Genomic DNA, 15,784 nt, shown 5'->3' on the forward strand with positions numbered 1-15,784 from the left:
TTTTGCAGCTTGATAATATTTTAGTAATTAACCGTAAAGTTGAGTTAAGTAGAATAGATGAAAATACCATTTATAAATCTTTGATTCAAGAAGTTAAAGATGATTCATTTGCGGTGGCTGTTCCCTCCTGTTTAGGGGAATATCTTATTTTGCACCCTAATGAATTAGTAAATGTAATGGTTTTGTCAGACAACGAACGCTATGGATTTGTGAGCAAAGTTCTCTTTAGAAGCAGGGATCAGATTCCCTTATATTATTTATCTAACCCCAAAGAAGTAGAGCGTATTCAATTGCGTAATTTCGTACGCATAAAAACAATTTTTGAAGTTTTTTATCAGGAAATTTCTTCTGAAGATTTAGACCGCCTAAATCAGCTTAAACCTCAAGAAAAGGCTCGCGTTGTTGATATTAGCGGGGGTGGAATGCAAATAGCCATAGATAAAAAAATTCCCGTAAATAGTTTGCTTTACGTGCACATTCCTCTGGCAATGGATGGTGATGTACATAATGTATTTGTTGTAGGTAAAATTGTTAGATTTATACCTGCTGACGAAAAACGTACCCATAATTTAGCAGGTCTTGGTTTTGAGAAGATTACGGAAAAAGAAAGGGAGCTCCTGATTCGGTTTATTTTTTGCAAAATGCGGGAACAGCGTTGGGCAGAGAGGTGATTTCATGAAGGCAGAAGATTTTTTGCCTTTAGTTAAATTAATAGTCAATCATTTGCAAGTTAGACTGCCAGCCTATTTGGAAACTGATGATCTGATTGGTTGGGGAGTATTTGGACTTTTAGAAGCTTTCCAAAAGTTTGATCCTCAGAGAGGCATTAAATTTGAAAGCTACGCTACTCCAAGAATCAAAGGAGCAATTTTAGATGCTATTCGTAAACATAGTTGGGCTCCCCGCTCTGTTTATGAACATTTAAAAAGTTATAATAAGGTTTTAGATAAATTGGAACAGGCAGGAAACGAAGAAATAACCAACGAAATGGTTGCCGCGGAAATGGGAATTAGTGTTTCCGAAGTAGAGCAGTTGTTACTTGATATTAATAAATTGACAATAGATTCTTTAGAAAGCTTTATTTATGCGAAAGATAATAATTTAACACTGGCCGATACAGTAGTTGACAGCAAAAGTCCCGACCCTCAGTTAATGCTGGAAGAGCAAGAATTAAAAAGCGCTTTGGTAAAAGCAATTGAAAATTTGGGAGAAAAAGATCGTTTGCTTTTAAACCTTTATTATTATGAAGAGCTAACTTTAAAAGAAATTGGTCAAGTACTCAATGTATCGGAATCAAGAGTTTGTCAACTTCATGCTAGAGCAATTACTCGTCTAAGGCAGGAATTGAAAGAATTTGGAGGAAAAGATTAATGGCTTACCTACTACTAATCATTGGTATTTTTTTAGTTGCGCTTACTTACCAAGAAGCAGTTGGACAATGGGGAAAACACTCAATAGAATCTTTTCCCGAAAAATATTTTTTGCCTAGCTATTTGCAGAATTTAGAGAGTAAAGTAAGTGCTTTAGAAAATATTGTTCAAGAAATAAAATCCAAGGGAGAAAGGGAAAAAATCATTAGGCAAAAAACAGGTATTCAGCCTTTAAAACAGAATATTATGGAAAATAAACCTTTACCGACAAGTATTGACAACATTAATGAAGAAATTCTAGCAGCCTATAAACAAGGTAAAGGAGTAACTGAACTGGCAAAAGAATTTGGCAAAGGGAAGGGTGAAATAGAATTAATTTTAAACTTAAAAAATTAAAAATCCCCCTAAAATATGCTCAATTTTGCTTAGGATTAGGTATAGGGCTAATTATAGCTTCCTTAATTATTTTGCTTACTAAACCGGCAAAAGTAGAACCTACTAAAGCAGAGATGGAAAAAATGGGTAGGTCTATTGGAATGGTTTATAAAGATGAAGTTCTATCTTTTCCTGCTGAAAATAAGCAGACGGCAAACCAGTCTATACAACCACAGGCAAAGGTTGTGCAGCAGCCTGCAACAAAACAATCTGAAGTAAAACAGTTTGCAGCAAAACCGGCTGCAAAAACTGTAACTATAAAGGTTAACTCGGGTGAATCAATTCAACAAATTGGGCTGCGGCTGCGGAAAAACAATATAATTAAAGATGAACAGGCCTTTGTCAAGAGGCTGAAGGAATTGAAATTAACCCAAGAAATCCGTATAGGAACATACGCTTTAAAGACCAACAGCAATTTAGATCATGTAATTAAAACGCTGGTTCGCCAATAGGAGGCTTGAAATGATAAGAGGTATTTACACGGCTGCAACAGGAATGCTGGTGCAAGATATTAAACAGGATTTGATTACCAACAACATTGCTAATATTAATACTCCTGGGTATAAAAAATCCGAAGTTTCAGTTAGCTCCTTTCCCCAAGTTTTATTAAGTAAAATCGATGGGGAGAAGGGCAGCCAAAATGGCTCAAAGCCCATTGGGGCTTATAGTAATGGAGTCATGATTGATCGGGAAGTTATCGACTGGCAAAATGGTTCTTTAGAGGAAACAGGAAATAACAGCGATCTAGCTTTGCTTGGTACTGGTTTTTTTACTCTACAAACGGCCCAAGGCGTCAGGTATAGCCAAAATGGCAGCTTTAAGGTTGATGGGCAAGGTTATTTAGTCAACAATCAAGGTGACTATGTCTTAGGCACTAACGGTAGAATTTTAGTTGGTGAAAATAATTTTAAAGTTGATCCTAACGGTGCTGTGACTGTGGATGGAACAAATGTAGATTATTTACGAATTACCAATTTTACTGATCCTAGTTACCTAACTAGGCAAGGCAGCGATTTGTATACGGCTATTAATCAAGCCCAAGCCAGAAATTTAGCTCCTGAGGAAGTTCAAATTAAACAAGGATTTATCGAAAAACCTAATTTTAATCTAGTGAATGAAATGGTCAATATGATTATGGTTATGCGTTCTTATGAGTCAGGCCAGAAAACTATTCAAGCTCAAGACGAAATTTTAGGTAAAAGCGTTAACGATATAGCTAGTGTTAGGTAGGTGATCTAATGATAAGGTCTTTGTGGAACGGGGCATCTGGAATGACGGCTCAAAATAATCGGATGGATGTAATTACCAATAATTTAGCTAATGTTAATACTACAGGTTATAAAAAACAGCGTACTAGTTTTTCCGATTTACTTTATCAAGAATTAAACAGTACTACTTTGCCCATTAAAAATAATCAGCAAAACAAAGTACTAGTTGGCTCCGGTGTTAAGGTAAACAATACTTATTTTTTATTTGGTCAGGGTCAATTAATCGAAACGGGAAGAGATTTAGATGTAGCGATTCTCGGGAGAGGCTTTTTGGAAGTTGAGCTGCCGGATGGTCAATTCGCTTATACGAAGGATGGAAATTTGCATTTTGACCGGGGGCAGCTAGTTAATTCGGCAGGTTATAGGGTATCTGCAGATATCACTGTGAACCCGGAAATTTTAAATACTGCCAAAAAAATTACAATCCAGGATAAAGGGACAATTTTGATTAATACGGATTTAGGTGAAAATATCGAAGCTGGAACTATTCCTCTTTTTAAGATTGATAACCCAAGTGCCTTAAAACCTGTGGGGCAAAATCTTTATACTTTAACCAATGCAAGTGGGTCTGTACAAATAGAAAGTCCTGAAGACCCGGGCAGCAGTTCCTTTAAACAAGGATATTTAGAAGGTTCCAATGTCAATATTTTAGAAGAAATGGTTGAGATGATTGCTACCCAAAGGTCCTATCAATTTAATTCTCGATCGATTCAAAATTCCGATGAAATGTGGTCAATAGCTAATAATTTACGGCGTTGATTGCCGTTGGATGGAATAGTTTTTAGGGGGAGGGAGTAGGTATGGAGGTTAGAGGATATGGGACAGCTGTCCCCATAAAAACAACAGCTCAGTCTGAACAACAAAAGGAATTGGCCGCAGCTTGCAGTGATTTTACTGCTGTCTTTTACCAAATGGTTTTACAGGAAATGGATAAAACTATTGATCGTTCTTCGAACACATCAGCAGAAAGTACTTTTTTTCAGGAATTTTTTTATGACGAAATTTCGAAAGAGTTGGCGAAAAATCCAGATAATCAATTAGCCAATATGTTGTACCAGGAATTAACAGAAAAAGCAAAAAAATAATGATCATAATAGAGGGCTAATTACAGTACTGGAATTGTTGGAGGAATACAATGTTACCAAATGCTACCGAAATAAAAGTTGGAATAGCGGAGTACAAGGCAGCCAGCTCTCCCTATCAAATAATTACCTTAGGTTTGGGTTCCTGTGTGGGGGTTACATTATATGACCCTTACAACAAGATCGGCGGTTTAGTACACGTTATGTTGCCTGATAGTACTCAGTTTCAAAGTGTCACTAATCCGGCTAAGTTTGCTGATTTAGGGGTTCCAGTTCTTTTTAATGAAATGTTAAAATTGGGAGCAAAGAAAACGGCGCTGCAAGTTAAGATGGCAGGCGGTGCCCAAATGTTTCAATTTAATAATAGTAAATCCTCAAACTCCCTAAATATTGGTCAGCGCAATATAGAAATGTCTAAAGAAGTCATAGCAAAGCTGGGATTAAAAATTGTTGGGGAAGAAACTGGTGGAAATTTTGGGAGAACCATGATTTTGGATACGTCTACGGGGAAAGTCTTTATCAGAACTATTGGGTCACCGCTGCGTACTATTTAAAGGGGAGGGGGAGAGGAAGGCTGTGGAGTTTAGTGAGTTTAAACGCAGAGTGCATCAACATTTCGGATTAAACTTAGACGGATACAAGGAGAAGCAGCTTAAACGTCGAATAGATAGTTTGATGCAAAATGTGCATTTTAACGATTACGGTTCTTACTTTGTTGCTTTACAAAAAGATAAAGAACAATTGAACCGTTTTTTGGATAAGGTCACAATTAATGTTTCGGAATTTTTCCGGAACCCTGATATATTTATGAATTTAGAAAAAAAGATTATTCCGGGGCTCTTGAAAAGAAAGTCTAGGCTAAAAATCTGGAGTGCCGCTTGTTCCAATGGGTGTGAGCCATACTCCATTTCTATTATTTTAGAAGACCTTACTCCAAACCAGAATCATAGCATCGATGCTACTGATATAGATAAAAACATTTTGGAAGTTGCTCAAGAAGGAAAATATGAAGAACGATTTTTAAAAAATATATCGGCCGAACGGCTGCGAAAATATTTTCAAAAGAAGGAAGAATTCTACGTAGTTAATGAAAAAATTAAAAAGAGAATTGTTTTTAAGTACCAGGATCTCCTGACAGATCGGTATGATAGGAACTACGATTTAATTGTTTGCCGCAATGTTACTATTTACTTTACGTCGGAAATGCAGGATAAGTTGTACAAGGGCTTTTTTGAAGCTTTAAGTCCCGGAGGAGTTCTTTTTATTGGCGCAACGGAAAACATGTTAAAGTATCGGGAATTAGGCTATGAAAAGATTTCCCCCTGGTTTTATCAGAAACCTTTTTAAATACTTTGTGTAGTAAAGGAGTTCCTAAGGTAATGGATCAATTGACAAATTTTGAATTAGATGTACTACAAGAAATAGGAAATATTGGTGCGGGCAACGCTGCCAGCGCTTTAGCTAAGCTTTTGAATAAAAGGATAGATATGACTGTTCCTAAAGCAGGTGTGATGCCTTTAAACGATATTTGCTCTCTTATAGGCAACGAAGAGGATAAAGTGGCTTGTATTGATTTCTCAGTTGATGGAGAAGCAAAAAGCCAAATCCTGTTTTTACTTTCAGAAGAAAGCTCTTATTATTTAATTGATATGCTTTTCGGCAACCCAATGGGCACTACCAAGGAGCTAGATGCAATGGGTTTATCAGCTTTACAAGAAATAGGGAATATACTATCCGGTTCATTTCTAACAGCTTTCTCTGATGTAACTAAACTTTCTTTTATTTATTCTGTTCCTCAGTTTGCTTTTGATATGCTGGGGGCAGTACTTAGTGCTGCTTTACTAGAGGGAGGGTATTTTGAGGATCAGGTTTTAATTATTGAAACGCAGTTTTATCAAAACGAAATCAAAATTAACGGACACTTTTTCTTAGTGCCCGAAAATGGTTCTTTAAAGGTAATTTTTGATTCCCTTGGACTCTAATTTTACGGAGGTATGGAAAATGGGTAAAAGAATTCTAATAGTAGATGATGCAGCATTTATGCGCATGATGATTAAAGATATTTTAAATAAGAATGGTTATGAAGTTGTTGGAGAAGCAGAGAATGGGCAGAAAGCTGTCCAGTTATATAAAGAACTAAATCCAGATTTAGTTACCATGGATATTACGATGCCTGAAATGGATGGAATTGCAGCTGTGAAAGAAATTAAGAAAATTGATGGCAATGCAAAGGTAATTATGTGTAGTGCTATGGGGCAGCAAATGATGGTTATGGAAGCAATTCAGGCCGGAGCAAGGGATTTTATTGTTAAGCCTTTCCAACAAGAAAGAGTACTGCAGGCGATCCAAAAGACATTAGGTTAATTACTGACTACTTAGGAATTGCAGTTAATGTGGTGGTGAATAAAAGTGGATGAGGTATTATCTCAATCGGAGATAGATATGCTTTTGAATGCTTTAACTTCAGGGGATCTATCTCCAGATGATTTATCAAATGAAACAGAAGCTGGAAAAGTTAAAGAATATGATTTCCGCAGGCCCAATAAATTTTCGAAAGATCAAATGCGGACATTATATTTAATTTACGATAATTTTGCACGTGTGGCAGCTAATTTTTTATCGGCATATCTTCGAGTTAACATTCAAGTTAAGATAGCATCTGTAGAACAACTAACTTATGAAGATTTCGTGCTTTCTGTTCCCACCCCAACTCTCTTAACAATTTTTACTATGGAGCCATTGCCTGGTTCCGCTATTTTAGAGACAAACTCCGGTTTTATTTTTCCCATCATCGACCTTTTATTCGGTGGCCCTGGCGCTATGCCAGCTAAATTAAGAGAGTTAACTGATATTGAAAGCAATGTTTTAAAAAATTTATATAAAAGGCTTTTAGAAAATGTGAATTTTGTATGGAGTGATATTTTCGAGATTCAAACTAATATTCAGTCTACGGAAACTAATCCTCAATTAAGCCAAATTATTTCGCCTAACGAAACGGTGGTTACAGTTACTCTTTCCACTAAAATTAACGATAACCAAGGGCTGATTAATTTTTGCCTGCCTTTCATGCTTTTAGAGCCTGTTTTGCCAAAATTAACAGCACGGCATTGGTTTACCAGCATTGATGAGGGTGAAGCAGAGGTTTATAAACAAAAAATTCGTCACTTTTTAGATAGAGTAGAACTGGATTTAGAAGCAGTATATGGGCAGACGAAAATTACGGTTCGGGATTTTTTAAATTTGCATGTGGGCGATGTAATCACCCTGGATAATCAAGTAGGTCAAGATATGAATTTATTAGTGGGAGATTTGTTAAAATTTAAGGTTCAGCCTGGAATGACAGGAAAAAAATTGGCCGTTCAAATTACTGCTTTTGCCAAGGAGGCCGAATAATTGAGTAATTTTTTATCACAAGAGGAAATTGATGCGTTACTTAATTCACCAGATTTGGTTGAAGAAGATGGATCTCAAAATGACTCCCAGGGTGATACCCAAAATGAATTTCAGAATGATCCTAAAGATGATGCCCGGAATACTCAGGATTATTTACCTGCTGAATTAGACCTATCCACCACAGAACAGGATGCGCTAGGGGAAATTGGTAATATTTCTATGGGTTCAGCAGCAACTGCTTTGTCTCAGTTGTTAGGCCAACGTGTTAATATAACGACACCAAATGTTACAATTACATCTTCACAAGAATTAACGGAAACATTTCAAGTTCCTTATATGTTAATTGAAGTAAGTTATACTGAAGGTTTAAGAGGCACAAACTTACTGGTAATAAAAGTAAGTGATGCGGCTATTATAGCTGATTTAATGATGGGAGGGGATGGGAAAAACCCCTCAATTGAATTAAGTGAGCTGCAGGCAAGTGCTGTAGGAGAGGCTATGAATCAAATGATGGGTTCAGCTGCTACATCCATGAGTACTATTTTTCAAAAACCTATAGTTATATCTCCGCCTATCGTGAAGTCAATTAATACGCAAAAAGACCCTATACCTTTTCCTTGGGATAATAATGAGAGAATAGTTGTTGTCTATTTTAAAATGGAAATAGGAAGCCTTGTTAACAGCGGAATTATGCAAATACTTCCTCTTTCTGTTGCTAAAGAAGAAACAGGCATCCTCTTGGGGACTAGCACTTCCTCCCCAGCAGCAACACCGGAAACAATTCAGGAAACAATAACTACGGAACCTATTCAAGAAACAATGCCAACACCGCCTTCTTCTTTTGAAGAATCGCCGATGGATGAAAATGCAGCATCTTCAGAAATGGCAGGAGGCTATTATAGTACTGGTCCTAGCCTAAGCCGAAACCAAAGTAATCTAGCAGGAGAGTCTACAAAAAATTTAGAATTAATTTTAGATGTTCCTTTAAATATTTCAGTTATTTTGGGGAAAACAAAGAAGCCAATTAAAGAAGTCTTAAATTTAATACCTGGCAGCATTGTGGAATTGGAAAAATATGCTGAGGAACCTGTAGAGATTTTAGTTAATGGGACTTTAATTGCTCACGGAGAAGTTGTGGTTGTCAATGAATATTTTGGGGTAAGAATTACTTCCATTGATAGTCCTGTCCAGCGACTAAATAATTTACGAAAATAAAAGAGGCCAAAAGGCCTCTTTAGCATACAGTTATAATTTAGGGGTACCAGGGTTTATCAAACTCCGTTCAGCAAGTTCGATAGCCTTTGCAACCAGTCTTCCGCATTCTCTTGAGGGAACTCCTCCGAAACCTTCCGTGGCAACGATTTGTTCAACACCAAGTTCCTTTGCTAATTCCCATTTAAGGGCATCGGACATAATTTTGGCCATAGCCAAAGCCTCCTTATTTAACTGTACGCAAGTCTAGTATGAGCAGAAATTCGCTTTTTTATGGTGTTATAAAATTCCATTGTATTTTGGCATTTAACATATTATGTTGTAATTTTATTATGTTGTAATTTTACGATAAGAAATTTATAAAGGAGTTTAATTATGTTAGTAGACTTACATACTCATCCTTTAGCACATGGTACGGGCAGTTATGATTTAGAATACTTACTGCCCTTTTTGGAGCAAGCTCAAAAGCAAAAGATAAGCGTATTTGGTTTTTCCGATCATGATTTATTCTTGGAAGATGTTGATTTCTCCATTAAGGACAAGCTGAATTCTTTCTTTCCAAGTTTAGAAGTTCGCTTAGGACTAGAAGTTAACTATGATCCTGTCAGAGAACCGGATTTAAAAGTTTTATTAAAGCAGTTTCCTTTTGATTATTTAATAGGTTCAGTTCATGATTTAGACGGTTGGATGTTTGACCATCCAGACTATATGGATCGCTATGAAAAGCTGGACATAGACGAATTTTACAGTATGTACTTCTCCATGGTAGAAAAAGTTGTCCTTTCAGATTTGTACCCAATTATTGGTCATTTAGATTTAGCCAAAGTTTTTGCTTTTCGGCCTACCAAAAATATTTTTTATTGGGTTGAACCTCTTTTACAATTAATCAAGAAACATGACAAAGTGGTAGAAATTAATAGTACAGGTTTGTTTAAGCCGGTAGGAGAAATTTACCCGGAACCTAAAATTATTGAAAGAATGTTTGCTTTGAATATCCCCATTACTATAGGTTCTGATGCCCATGAAGCAGAACATGTAGGAAGGGCAGGACAAGAGATTTATGAGCTGCTGAGAAAGATTGGCTACAATAAAATTGCCATTTTTACTGATTTTAAACGGGATATTGTAGCTTTATAGGGAAGTTTGTCTGAGGAAGGAATTTAACTTTTAGGGTAGAATATCTATACGAAATAGTGATTTAGATAACCGTTTTCACTCGGTTCAAATGAGTGTTCAAAAGATTTTAATAGACTAGATCCAGAACTGGATGGAGATGGGAAACAACAAATCTTTTTTAAATTAATTAAAAAAAACTGTCGCCGCCTTGCCACATAATAAGGTACAGAAAGGATATTATAATATATAAACATGTAGACATGGTGGGGATAGAATGAGTAATGTTACAGAAATAGTCTGTTGTCAGCAATGCGGCAAACCGTGTCGTAAGCAAAAACTGCTGGAAATCAACGAATTTTGGGGTAAAAAGTCGCTTTGTAAAACATGCTACCAACGTTATCAAAGATCCCGATGGGGATATTGGTAAACGCTTCTGTATAGAAGCGTTTTTTACTTAGTTAGGGAAGTTGCAGCAAGGAGGAACTAGTTTGCAAACCATGACAATAGAATTGCCCACCCAAAAAAATCTTTATGAATTGTATGTTCAAGATTTCGCTCAAGTTAAACATTTATTTGAATATGACCCAAGTAAATTTCCGGTTCAAGAAAGAATGGATTATCTTGCGGGTAATTGGGCTGGGGATAGAAGTGCCTTGGCAGAAGTTTTATATAAAGAGAACCAAAGACTGGGAGCAGGTAGTCTTACCTTAGAAAATATTTCAGCCCTAGCCAAAGAAAAAACAGTTGCTGTGGTAACGGGTCAGCAAACGGGCCTTTTTACAGGACCTTTATTAACCGTATATAAGGCTTTAACAGCTATTTACTTGGCGCAAGAATTAAAAGGAAAATATCAGATTAAAGCTGTTCCTGTTTTTTGGACAGCTGCAGAAGATCACGATTATGCAGAGATAAACCATATTCACTATTTGAATGCTCAAGAAAAAATAGCTCAAATCAAACTTTCATTTAAGCCAACAGGGACACCATCAGTTGGTTCAATTCCTGCAGGGGATTTTTGCCGGGAAGCCATAGCACAATTAGCAGCAAATACTTCTTTTGGGAATTTCAAAGAAGAGTTTATTTCTCTGCTCCAAGAAAAACTTCAGGAAAGTGCAACCATTGCCGATTGGTTCGGTAAAATAATGCTTTCTTTGCTAGCTGAATATGGTTTAATCTACTTTAATCCTATGCAGCCGGAATTGCGTGCTTTGGCGAAGCCTTTCTGGAAAGCTGCCTTAGCTAACCAAGAACAAATTCAACTGTCCCTGGAAGAGTCGGAGCATGCTGTGGGACAACTTGGCTTTAAACCGGCAGTTCAAAAATCTCCTTTTCATACTCATTTATTTACTTATGACCAAGGAAACCGTCTGCCCTTATTAAAAGAAAAAGGGCAATTTAAGGCAGAAAATAAATTTTGGACAAGTAAGGATTTAGAACAGATGATGGAAAGCAGGCCTGATGCCTTCAGCCCGGATGTATTGTTAAGGCCCATCTTGCAAGATTATTTGTTGCCTACGCTGATTTATGTAGCCGGCCCCGGCGAAATTAATTACTGGGCTCAGATAAAAGGTGCTTTTAAAATAATGGGTGCCCAAATGCCTATACTTTACCCGCGAGCCAGCTTTACAATCATTGAGCCGGAAGTTGCAGCCAAGTTAGATAAATATCACGTGACTGATTTGCAGGATCTGTGGTCTGATTTTAGAGAGACGAAAGAAAAAAACTTAGCAGCTAGGGATAACCTAAAGATTAAAGAGCATTTTCAACTTTTGAAAAAGGAACTAGCCCACGATTTAGGAACTGCAACTGCTCCTTATCTTGAAAAATATGAGGATTTAGCTGAATTACAAGCCAAAAATCTACATAGAATAATGGGAGAAATTGATTACCTGGAGAGTAAGGTGTGGCAGCGGCATAGCCAGGAGAATAGGGATTTAGATCAAAATTTCCTTTGGCTGCAGAAAAACCTTTACCCAAATAGACATGTCCAGGAAAATATCTTTAATATTCTCCCTTATCTCTTTAAATGGGGTCCCGAGCTAATTAAGAATTTACTTGTTGAGCATAACCCAATTGGGGATTTTAGCCACAAATTTATTTTTTTAGGGAGTTGAGATAAATGTTGGAGAAATTGGAGAAAGCTGATCTTATTGCTTTTGGGGCCCATCCTGACGATGTTGAAATAGGCTGCGGTGGTTTAATAGCCTTAACAGCAAAAAAGCGCAGTGTAGGAATAGTTGATTTAACGAAAGGTGAAATGGCCAGTACCGGAACAGTAGAGGAAAGGGCTAAGGAAGCTTCCGAAGCTGCCCGCATTCTTAATGTAAAATGGAGGGTAAATTTAGGGATTCCTGATCGGGGAGTTTCCATAAATGAACAAAATATAGCTGAGATAGTAAAGGTTATCCGCCAGTCTAAACCCCGGATAGTGCTGGTACCTTTTCCCGAAGATAGGCATCCCGATCATGTGAATTGCAGCAAACTTGTTGCCCAGGCTGTTTTTAGTGCCGGGTTGTGGAAAGTTATGCCTGATTTAGAGCCCCATCGCACTAAACATATCTTTCATTATTTTTTAAACAACTTTTTTGCTGAACCCAGCTTTGTTGTGGATATTTCCGCTGCTTTTCAGCAGAAAGTTGCAGCTGTCCAAGCACACCATTCACAGTTCGATCCTGATCGCCTACGGCCCACCAGCCTAAATACAGGCGGTTTTACAGAAACTTTAGAAGCTAGAAATAGGTTTTTTGGCTCCTTAATTAAAGCTACATATGGGGAACCTTACTATAGTAAGGAAATGCTTTCTATAGGAGATCTTTTTGCTTTATAAATAACTGATTTGCTAGATTGTTGACAGGGCTGCCGGTGTATAATAATATAATTTTAACAATTATTTAAATAAAGGAGATTTATACTAATGCTAAGTGCCATACGTAGATATAAAAGAATGGCCAAAATTCCATTAATTATTTTAGTTGTTGTACTTTCTTTTGGCTTAGTAGGTTCCTATATTTTTGTTCAACCCCTTCCCAAAGTAAACCAAGAAACTCAAACACAAGATAACACAGCCGTAAATACGGAAGAAGCTATTAAAAATCTGCAAGCAAATATTAACGAATATGAAAAGCAATACAAAGCTAATCCCAAAAATTCTGATACTATTATTGCTTTAGGTAATAGTCAGTACAATTTAGCCAGCTACTATTTTACTTTAGAAAAATATCAGGATGGGGAGAAGTTTTTTAAGGATGCAGTGGCCACTTATCAAAAAGCTATAAAGATGCAGCCGAAAAACGTTAATGTCATGGTAGACTTAGCTACAGCTGCCTTGTATAGCAAGCAATATGCCATAGCAGAAAAATATTATCAAAAAGCCATTGCCCTAGATCCTAAGTTTTTAAAGGCCCGGATGAATTATGGCATTTACTTGAAAATTGTACGCAATGATGTTAAAGGGGCTAAGGAGCAGTGGCAGGCCGCCTTAAAGACTAACCCCAATGCTGAAGTGGCAAATGTCTTTAAAGAGTTAATTAATAATGCAGAACAAGATAATAAAAAATAGGAGGTATTCTTATGGCTTTATGGAAATGCAGCAGTTGCGGTTATGAAAAGGAAGGAAGATGTAAGCCTAAAAAATGTCCAGAATGCCAAGCAAAAGATAGCTTTGAAAAAAAAGAAGAAAAGTAAGGGCCTAAAGGCCCTTTTTTGTTAATTAGCGGCAAGAAGGTGGAAAAATGCACATGAATTTAGATAAGTATGCTGTTTGCATCGATTTGGGAGGAACTGCTATAAAAGGTGCTTTAGTTGACGGCCGGGGCAAAATTTATTTTAGGCAGCAGCTGCCAACCCAAAAGGAAAAGGGTCTAGAACATGTGGCAAAACAGTTGCTTCTATTAGTTGAAAAGTTGGAGACTTCTGTTACTGCTAAAAAAAATGGAATTTTAGGCATTGGGATAGGTATTCCCGGTTGGGTAAGAAGTCGAGAAGGATACGTAGAGCTAGCTCCTAATTTGGGCTGGAAAAACATTAACCTTCGTACCTTCTTTGAGGATAAAATAACTCTACCTATTTACTTTGAAAATGATGCCAACCTTGCTGCCTTAGGAGAGGCCTGGGCAGGAGCTGGCTCTGGTTTTAGTGATTTTCTTTTTATGACTATTGGTACAGGTGTGGGATCTGGTTTAATTGTACAGAAAAAACTATACACAGGTTATTCCGGATTTGGTTCTGAAATAGGGCATCTGCAGATGGTACCAAAAGGAGTGAAATGCGGCTGTGGAAACTATGGCTGCTTAGAGACAGTTGCTTCAGCTACAGCTCTTGTTAGGAGAGCTAAAGAGGAAATAGCTAAGGGAGCAAAAACTGCTTTGGCAAAATTTCCTGAGTTAGAAGCAAAAGATATTTTCACTTGTGCACTGCAAAATGATTTAATTGCCCAAAAGTTAGTTGCAGAAGTTGCAGATTACCTGTCAGCTGCCATAATGAATGTTGCTTTGCTGTTAGATATACCCTTGATAGTCTTAGGCGGAGGTGTTTCAGCAGCCGGCGATATTTTGTTGCAGCCTGTAAGGAAAATGCTAGAGGAAAAAATGCACATGCTTCCGCAAAAAATACCACAAGTGATGATAGCCAAGCTGGGCAACGATGCGGGCCTCTTAGGAGCGGCTCGCCTGGTTTTTAATCCTGAAAGGGAGATGGAGAGATGAATGATGGTAAATTTTCCTGGCTGGAACCCCAACTGGAAAGTATTTTCCCAAAACTAATTGCCTGGCGCAGGCAGATACACCAGTTTCCTGAATTAGGTTTTGCCGAAGTGGAAACCAGCCGATTTGTGAGTAGTATTTTGCAGCAAATAGGTGCTGAAGTTCAAACAGGCATTGCTAAAACCGGGGTGTTAGGGTTAGTTAAAGGCAAAGAACCAGGGCCGACTATTGCTATTAGGGCAGATATGGATGCTTTGCCAATTCAAGAGGAAACTGGGGTCAGCTATGCTTCCCAAAATCCAGGCGTTATGCATGCCTGCGGCCATGATGCACATACAGCTATTGCTTTAGGGACAGCTGCTATCATGGCTATGAATGCTAATCTTTGGAAAGGAACAGTCAAATTGATTTTTCAGCCTGGGGAAGAATGTCCTCCAGGTGGTGCCAGGGAAATGATTCAAGGGGGAGTATTAAAAAATCCTGGGGTTAAAGCTATTTTGGGACTACATGTTTTTCCCGGTCTCCCTGCAGGCAGTGTAGGTTTAAAAGCAGGAGCAATTATGGCTGCTGACGATAATTTTAAGTTAATTATCAAGGGAACCAGCGGACATGGGGCTATACCTCACAAAGCTGTAGACGCAGTAGTTATAGCGGCCCAAGTAGTACTAGCACTACAAACCATTGCCAGCAGAAGGGTGGATCCGTTAGAAGCTATAGTTGTTTCCATTGGCACAATTCAGGGGGGAATCAGACGTAATGTGATAGCTGAGGAAGTTGAATTGGTGGGTACTGTCAGAACCTTAAACCCGGAAATTAGAAAAACTATTCCTGACATGTTTCACCAAATTGTTGGCGGTATAACTTCTGCTGCCGGTGCAGATTATAGCTTAGAATATGTTAGGGGCTACCCGGCAACCATTAATAGCCAATTTTTAGTAAATTTACTGCAGCCTTTTCTCGAAAGAGAGTTAGGTAAAGAAAAAACTGTACTACTAGCTAAACCCTCCATGGGTGGGGAAGATTTTGCTTACTATGCAGAGGAAGTTCCCGGATTATTTTTAATGTTAGGGGCAGGGAAAGAACAAAGTCCAAATTACCCGTGGCATCACCCTAGATTTAATATAGATGAAAGCTGCCTTCAGCAAGGAGTAAGAATAATGGTTATCATGTCTATGGAGCTATTACAGCATTTTACTTGTGCCTAGGGC

21 protein-coding genes are annotated in these 15,784 nt (G+C 37.7%); 20 read left to right on the forward strand and 1 reads right to left on the reverse strand.

The window, feature by feature from the left end; translation table 11 throughout:
* The first annotated feature begins 2 nt into the window (after positions 1-2).
* The 13 genes from RDV78_03390 to fliY all read left to right on the forward strand — a co-directional run bounded on the left by RDV78_03390 (position 3) and on the right by fliY (position 8,763).
* Positions 3-671, forward strand: coding sequence for a flagellar brake domain-containing protein (locus RDV78_03390; GenBank protein MDS1029546.1), 669 nt, complete (start codon positions 3-5; stop codon positions 669-671).
* 4 nt (positions 672-675) lie between these two features.
* Complete coding sequence (locus RDV78_03395; protein MDS1029547.1) at positions 676-1,371, forward strand: FliA/WhiG family RNA polymerase sigma factor; 696 nt, start codon at positions 676-678, stop codon at positions 1,369-1,371.
* Positions 1,371-1,766, forward strand: coding sequence for a hypothetical protein (locus RDV78_03400; GenBank protein ID MDS1029548.1), 396 nt, complete (start codon positions 1,371-1,373; stop codon positions 1,764-1,766). The genes RDV78_03395 and RDV78_03400 overlap by 1 nt, the downstream gene beginning before the upstream one ends.
* Positions 1,767-1,888: 122 nt before the next feature.
* Positions 1,889-2,257, forward strand: a complete 369-nt coding sequence (locus RDV78_03405; GenBank protein ID MDS1029549.1) for a hypothetical protein — start codon at positions 1,889-1,891, stop codon at positions 2,255-2,257.
* A gap of 10 nt (positions 2,258-2,267) precedes the next feature.
* Positions 2,268-3,035 carry a flagellar hook-basal body complex protein gene (locus RDV78_03410; protein MDS1029550.1) on the forward strand — a complete coding sequence of 256 codons (768 nt, stop codon included), beginning with the start codon at positions 2,268-2,270 and terminating at the stop codon, positions 3,033-3,035.
* Between the two features lie 8 nt (positions 3,036-3,043).
* The gene (flgG, locus tag RDV78_03415; GenBank protein ID MDS1029551.1) at positions 3,044-3,832 is read left to right on the forward strand and encodes a flagellar basal-body rod protein FlgG; all 789 of its coding nucleotides are present in this window, start codon (positions 3,044-3,046) and stop codon (positions 3,830-3,832) included.
* A gap of 41 nt (positions 3,833-3,873) precedes the next feature.
* A complete protein-coding gene (locus RDV78_03420; protein ID MDS1029552.1) occupies positions 3,874-4,158 on the forward strand; it encodes a rod-binding protein in 285 nt (94 codons plus the stop codon).
* 50 nt (positions 4,159-4,208) lie between these two features.
* On the forward strand, positions 4,209-4,709 hold the full coding sequence (locus tag RDV78_03425) for a chemotaxis protein CheD (GenBank protein MDS1029553.1): 501 nt from the start codon (positions 4,209-4,211) through the stop codon (positions 4,707-4,709).
* Between the two features lie 22 nt (positions 4,710-4,731).
* Positions 4,732-5,502 carry a protein-glutamate O-methyltransferase CheR gene (locus tag RDV78_03430; GenBank protein ID MDS1029554.1) on the forward strand — a complete coding sequence of 257 codons (771 nt, stop codon included), beginning with the start codon at positions 4,732-4,734 and terminating at the stop codon, positions 5,500-5,502.
* Between the two features lie 32 nt (positions 5,503-5,534).
* Complete coding sequence (locus RDV78_03435) at positions 5,535-6,137, forward strand: chemotaxis protein CheC (protein ID MDS1029555.1); 603 nt, start codon at positions 5,535-5,537, stop codon at positions 6,135-6,137.
* 19 nt (positions 6,138-6,156) lie between these two features.
* Complete coding sequence (locus tag RDV78_03440) at positions 6,157-6,519, forward strand: response regulator (protein ID MDS1029556.1); 363 nt, start codon at positions 6,157-6,159, stop codon at positions 6,517-6,519.
* Between the two features lie 45 nt (positions 6,520-6,564).
* Positions 6,565-7,548, forward strand: coding sequence for a flagellar motor switch protein FliM (gene fliM, locus RDV78_03445; GenBank protein ID MDS1029557.1), 984 nt, complete (start codon positions 6,565-6,567; stop codon positions 7,546-7,548).
* The gene (gene fliY, locus RDV78_03450) at positions 7,549-8,763 is read left to right on the forward strand and encodes a flagellar motor switch phosphatase FliY (GenBank protein MDS1029558.1); all 1,215 of its coding nucleotides are present in this window, start codon (positions 7,549-7,551) and stop codon (positions 8,761-8,763) included.
* Between the two features lie 30 nt (positions 8,764-8,793).
* Here the strand turns inward: fliY and RDV78_03455 are convergent, their stop codons facing one another.
* Positions 8,794-8,973 carry a small, acid-soluble spore protein, alpha/beta type gene (locus tag RDV78_03455; protein MDS1029559.1) on the reverse strand — a complete coding sequence of 60 codons (180 nt, stop codon included), beginning with the start codon at positions 8,971-8,973 and terminating at the stop codon, positions 8,794-8,796.
* Between the two features lie 162 nt (positions 8,974-9,135).
* On the opposite strand from RDV78_03455, the gene RDV78_03460 reads away from it, so the two are divergent.
* The 7 genes from RDV78_03460 (at position 9,136) to RDV78_03490 (ending at position 15,781) form a co-directional block, all read left to right on the forward strand.
* Complete coding sequence (locus RDV78_03460) at positions 9,136-9,897, forward strand: histidinol-phosphatase HisJ family protein (protein MDS1029560.1); 762 nt, start codon at positions 9,136-9,138, stop codon at positions 9,895-9,897.
* A gap of 476 nt (positions 9,898-10,373) precedes the next feature.
* Positions 10,374-11,990 (forward strand): bacillithiol biosynthesis cysteine-adding enzyme BshC, encoded by a 1,617-nt coding sequence (gene bshC / locus RDV78_03465; GenBank protein ID MDS1029561.1) that lies wholly within the window; start codon positions 10,374-10,376, stop codon positions 11,988-11,990.
* Between the two features lie 5 nt (positions 11,991-11,995).
* Positions 11,996-12,703, forward strand: coding sequence for a bacillithiol biosynthesis deacetylase BshB1 (gene bshB1 / locus RDV78_03470; protein ID MDS1029562.1), 708 nt, complete (start codon positions 11,996-11,998; stop codon positions 12,701-12,703).
* A gap of 87 nt (positions 12,704-12,790) precedes the next feature.
* Positions 12,791-13,435: a tetratricopeptide repeat protein gene (locus RDV78_03475; GenBank protein ID MDS1029563.1), complete on the forward strand. Its 645-nt coding sequence runs from the start codon at positions 12,791-12,793 to the stop codon at positions 13,433-13,435.
* An 11-nt stretch (positions 13,436-13,446) separates the two neighbouring features.
* Positions 13,447-13,560, forward strand: a complete 114-nt coding sequence (locus RDV78_03480) for a rubredoxin (GenBank protein MDS1029564.1) — start codon at positions 13,447-13,449, stop codon at positions 13,558-13,560.
* Positions 13,561-13,607: 47 nt separating this feature from the next.
* Positions 13,608-14,579 carry an ROK family glucokinase gene (locus RDV78_03485; GenBank protein ID MDS1029565.1) on the forward strand — a complete coding sequence of 324 codons (972 nt, stop codon included), beginning with the start codon at positions 13,608-13,610 and terminating at the stop codon, positions 14,577-14,579.
* Positions 14,576-15,781 carry an amidohydrolase gene (locus tag RDV78_03490; GenBank protein ID MDS1029566.1) on the forward strand — a complete coding sequence of 402 codons (1,206 nt, stop codon included), beginning with the start codon at positions 14,576-14,578 and terminating at the stop codon, positions 15,779-15,781. The genes RDV78_03485 and RDV78_03490 overlap by 4 nt, the downstream gene beginning before the upstream one ends.
* The last annotated feature ends 3 nt before the right edge of the window (positions 15,782-15,784 follow it).

This window comes from Bacillota bacterium LX-D, from assembly GCA_031628995.1.
Lineage (GTDB): Bacteria > Bacillota > DUOV01 > DUOV01 > Zhaonellaceae > JAVLUO01.

Coding starts and splice junctions, on each gene's coding strand:
- RDV78_03395 (MDS1029547.1), top strand. CDS start 676: ATGAAGGCAGAAGATTTTTTGCCTTTAGTTAAATTAATAGTCAATCAT.
- RDV78_03400 (MDS1029548.1), top strand. CDS start 1,371: ATGGCTTACCTACTACTAATCATTGGTATTTTTTTAGTTGCGCTTACT.
- RDV78_03405 (MDS1029549.1), top strand. CDS start 1,889: ATGGGTAGGTCTATTGGAATGGTTTATAAAGATGAAGTTCTATCTTTT.
- RDV78_03410 (MDS1029550.1), top strand. CDS start 2,268: ATGATAAGAGGTATTTACACGGCTGCAACAGGAATGCTGGTGCAAGAT.
- flgG (MDS1029551.1), top strand. CDS start 3,044: ATGATAAGGTCTTTGTGGAACGGGGCATCTGGAATGACGGCTCAAAAT.
- RDV78_03420 (MDS1029552.1), top strand. CDS start 3,874: ATGGAGGTTAGAGGATATGGGACAGCTGTCCCCATAAAAACAACAGCT.
- RDV78_03425 (MDS1029553.1), top strand. CDS start 4,209: ATGTTACCAAATGCTACCGAAATAAAAGTTGGAATAGCGGAGTACAAG.
- RDV78_03435 (MDS1029555.1), top strand. CDS start 5,535: ATGGATCAATTGACAAATTTTGAATTAGATGTACTACAAGAAATAGGA.
- RDV78_03440 (MDS1029556.1), top strand. CDS start 6,157: ATGGGTAAAAGAATTCTAATAGTAGATGATGCAGCATTTATGCGCATG.
- RDV78_03455 (MDS1029559.1), bottom strand. CDS start 8,973: ATGGCCAAAATTATGTCCGATGCCCTTAAATGGGAATTAGCAAAGGAA.
- RDV78_03460 (MDS1029560.1), top strand. CDS start 9,136: ATGTTAGTAGACTTACATACTCATCCTTTAGCACATGGTACGGGCAGT.
- bshC (MDS1029561.1), top strand. CDS start 10,374: ATGACAATAGAATTGCCCACCCAAAAAAATCTTTATGAATTGTATGTT.
- bshB1 (MDS1029562.1), top strand. CDS start 11,996: ATGTTGGAGAAATTGGAGAAAGCTGATCTTATTGCTTTTGGGGCCCAT.
- RDV78_03475 (MDS1029563.1), top strand. CDS start 12,791: ATGCTAAGTGCCATACGTAGATATAAAAGAATGGCCAAAATTCCATTA.
- RDV78_03480 (MDS1029564.1), top strand. CDS start 13,447: ATGGCTTTATGGAAATGCAGCAGTTGCGGTTATGAAAAGGAAGGAAGA.
- RDV78_03485 (MDS1029565.1), top strand. CDS start 13,608: ATGCACATGAATTTAGATAAGTATGCTGTTTGCATCGATTTGGGAGGA.
- RDV78_03490 (MDS1029566.1), top strand. CDS start 14,576: ATGAATGATGGTAAATTTTCCTGGCTGGAACCCCAACTGGAAAGTATT.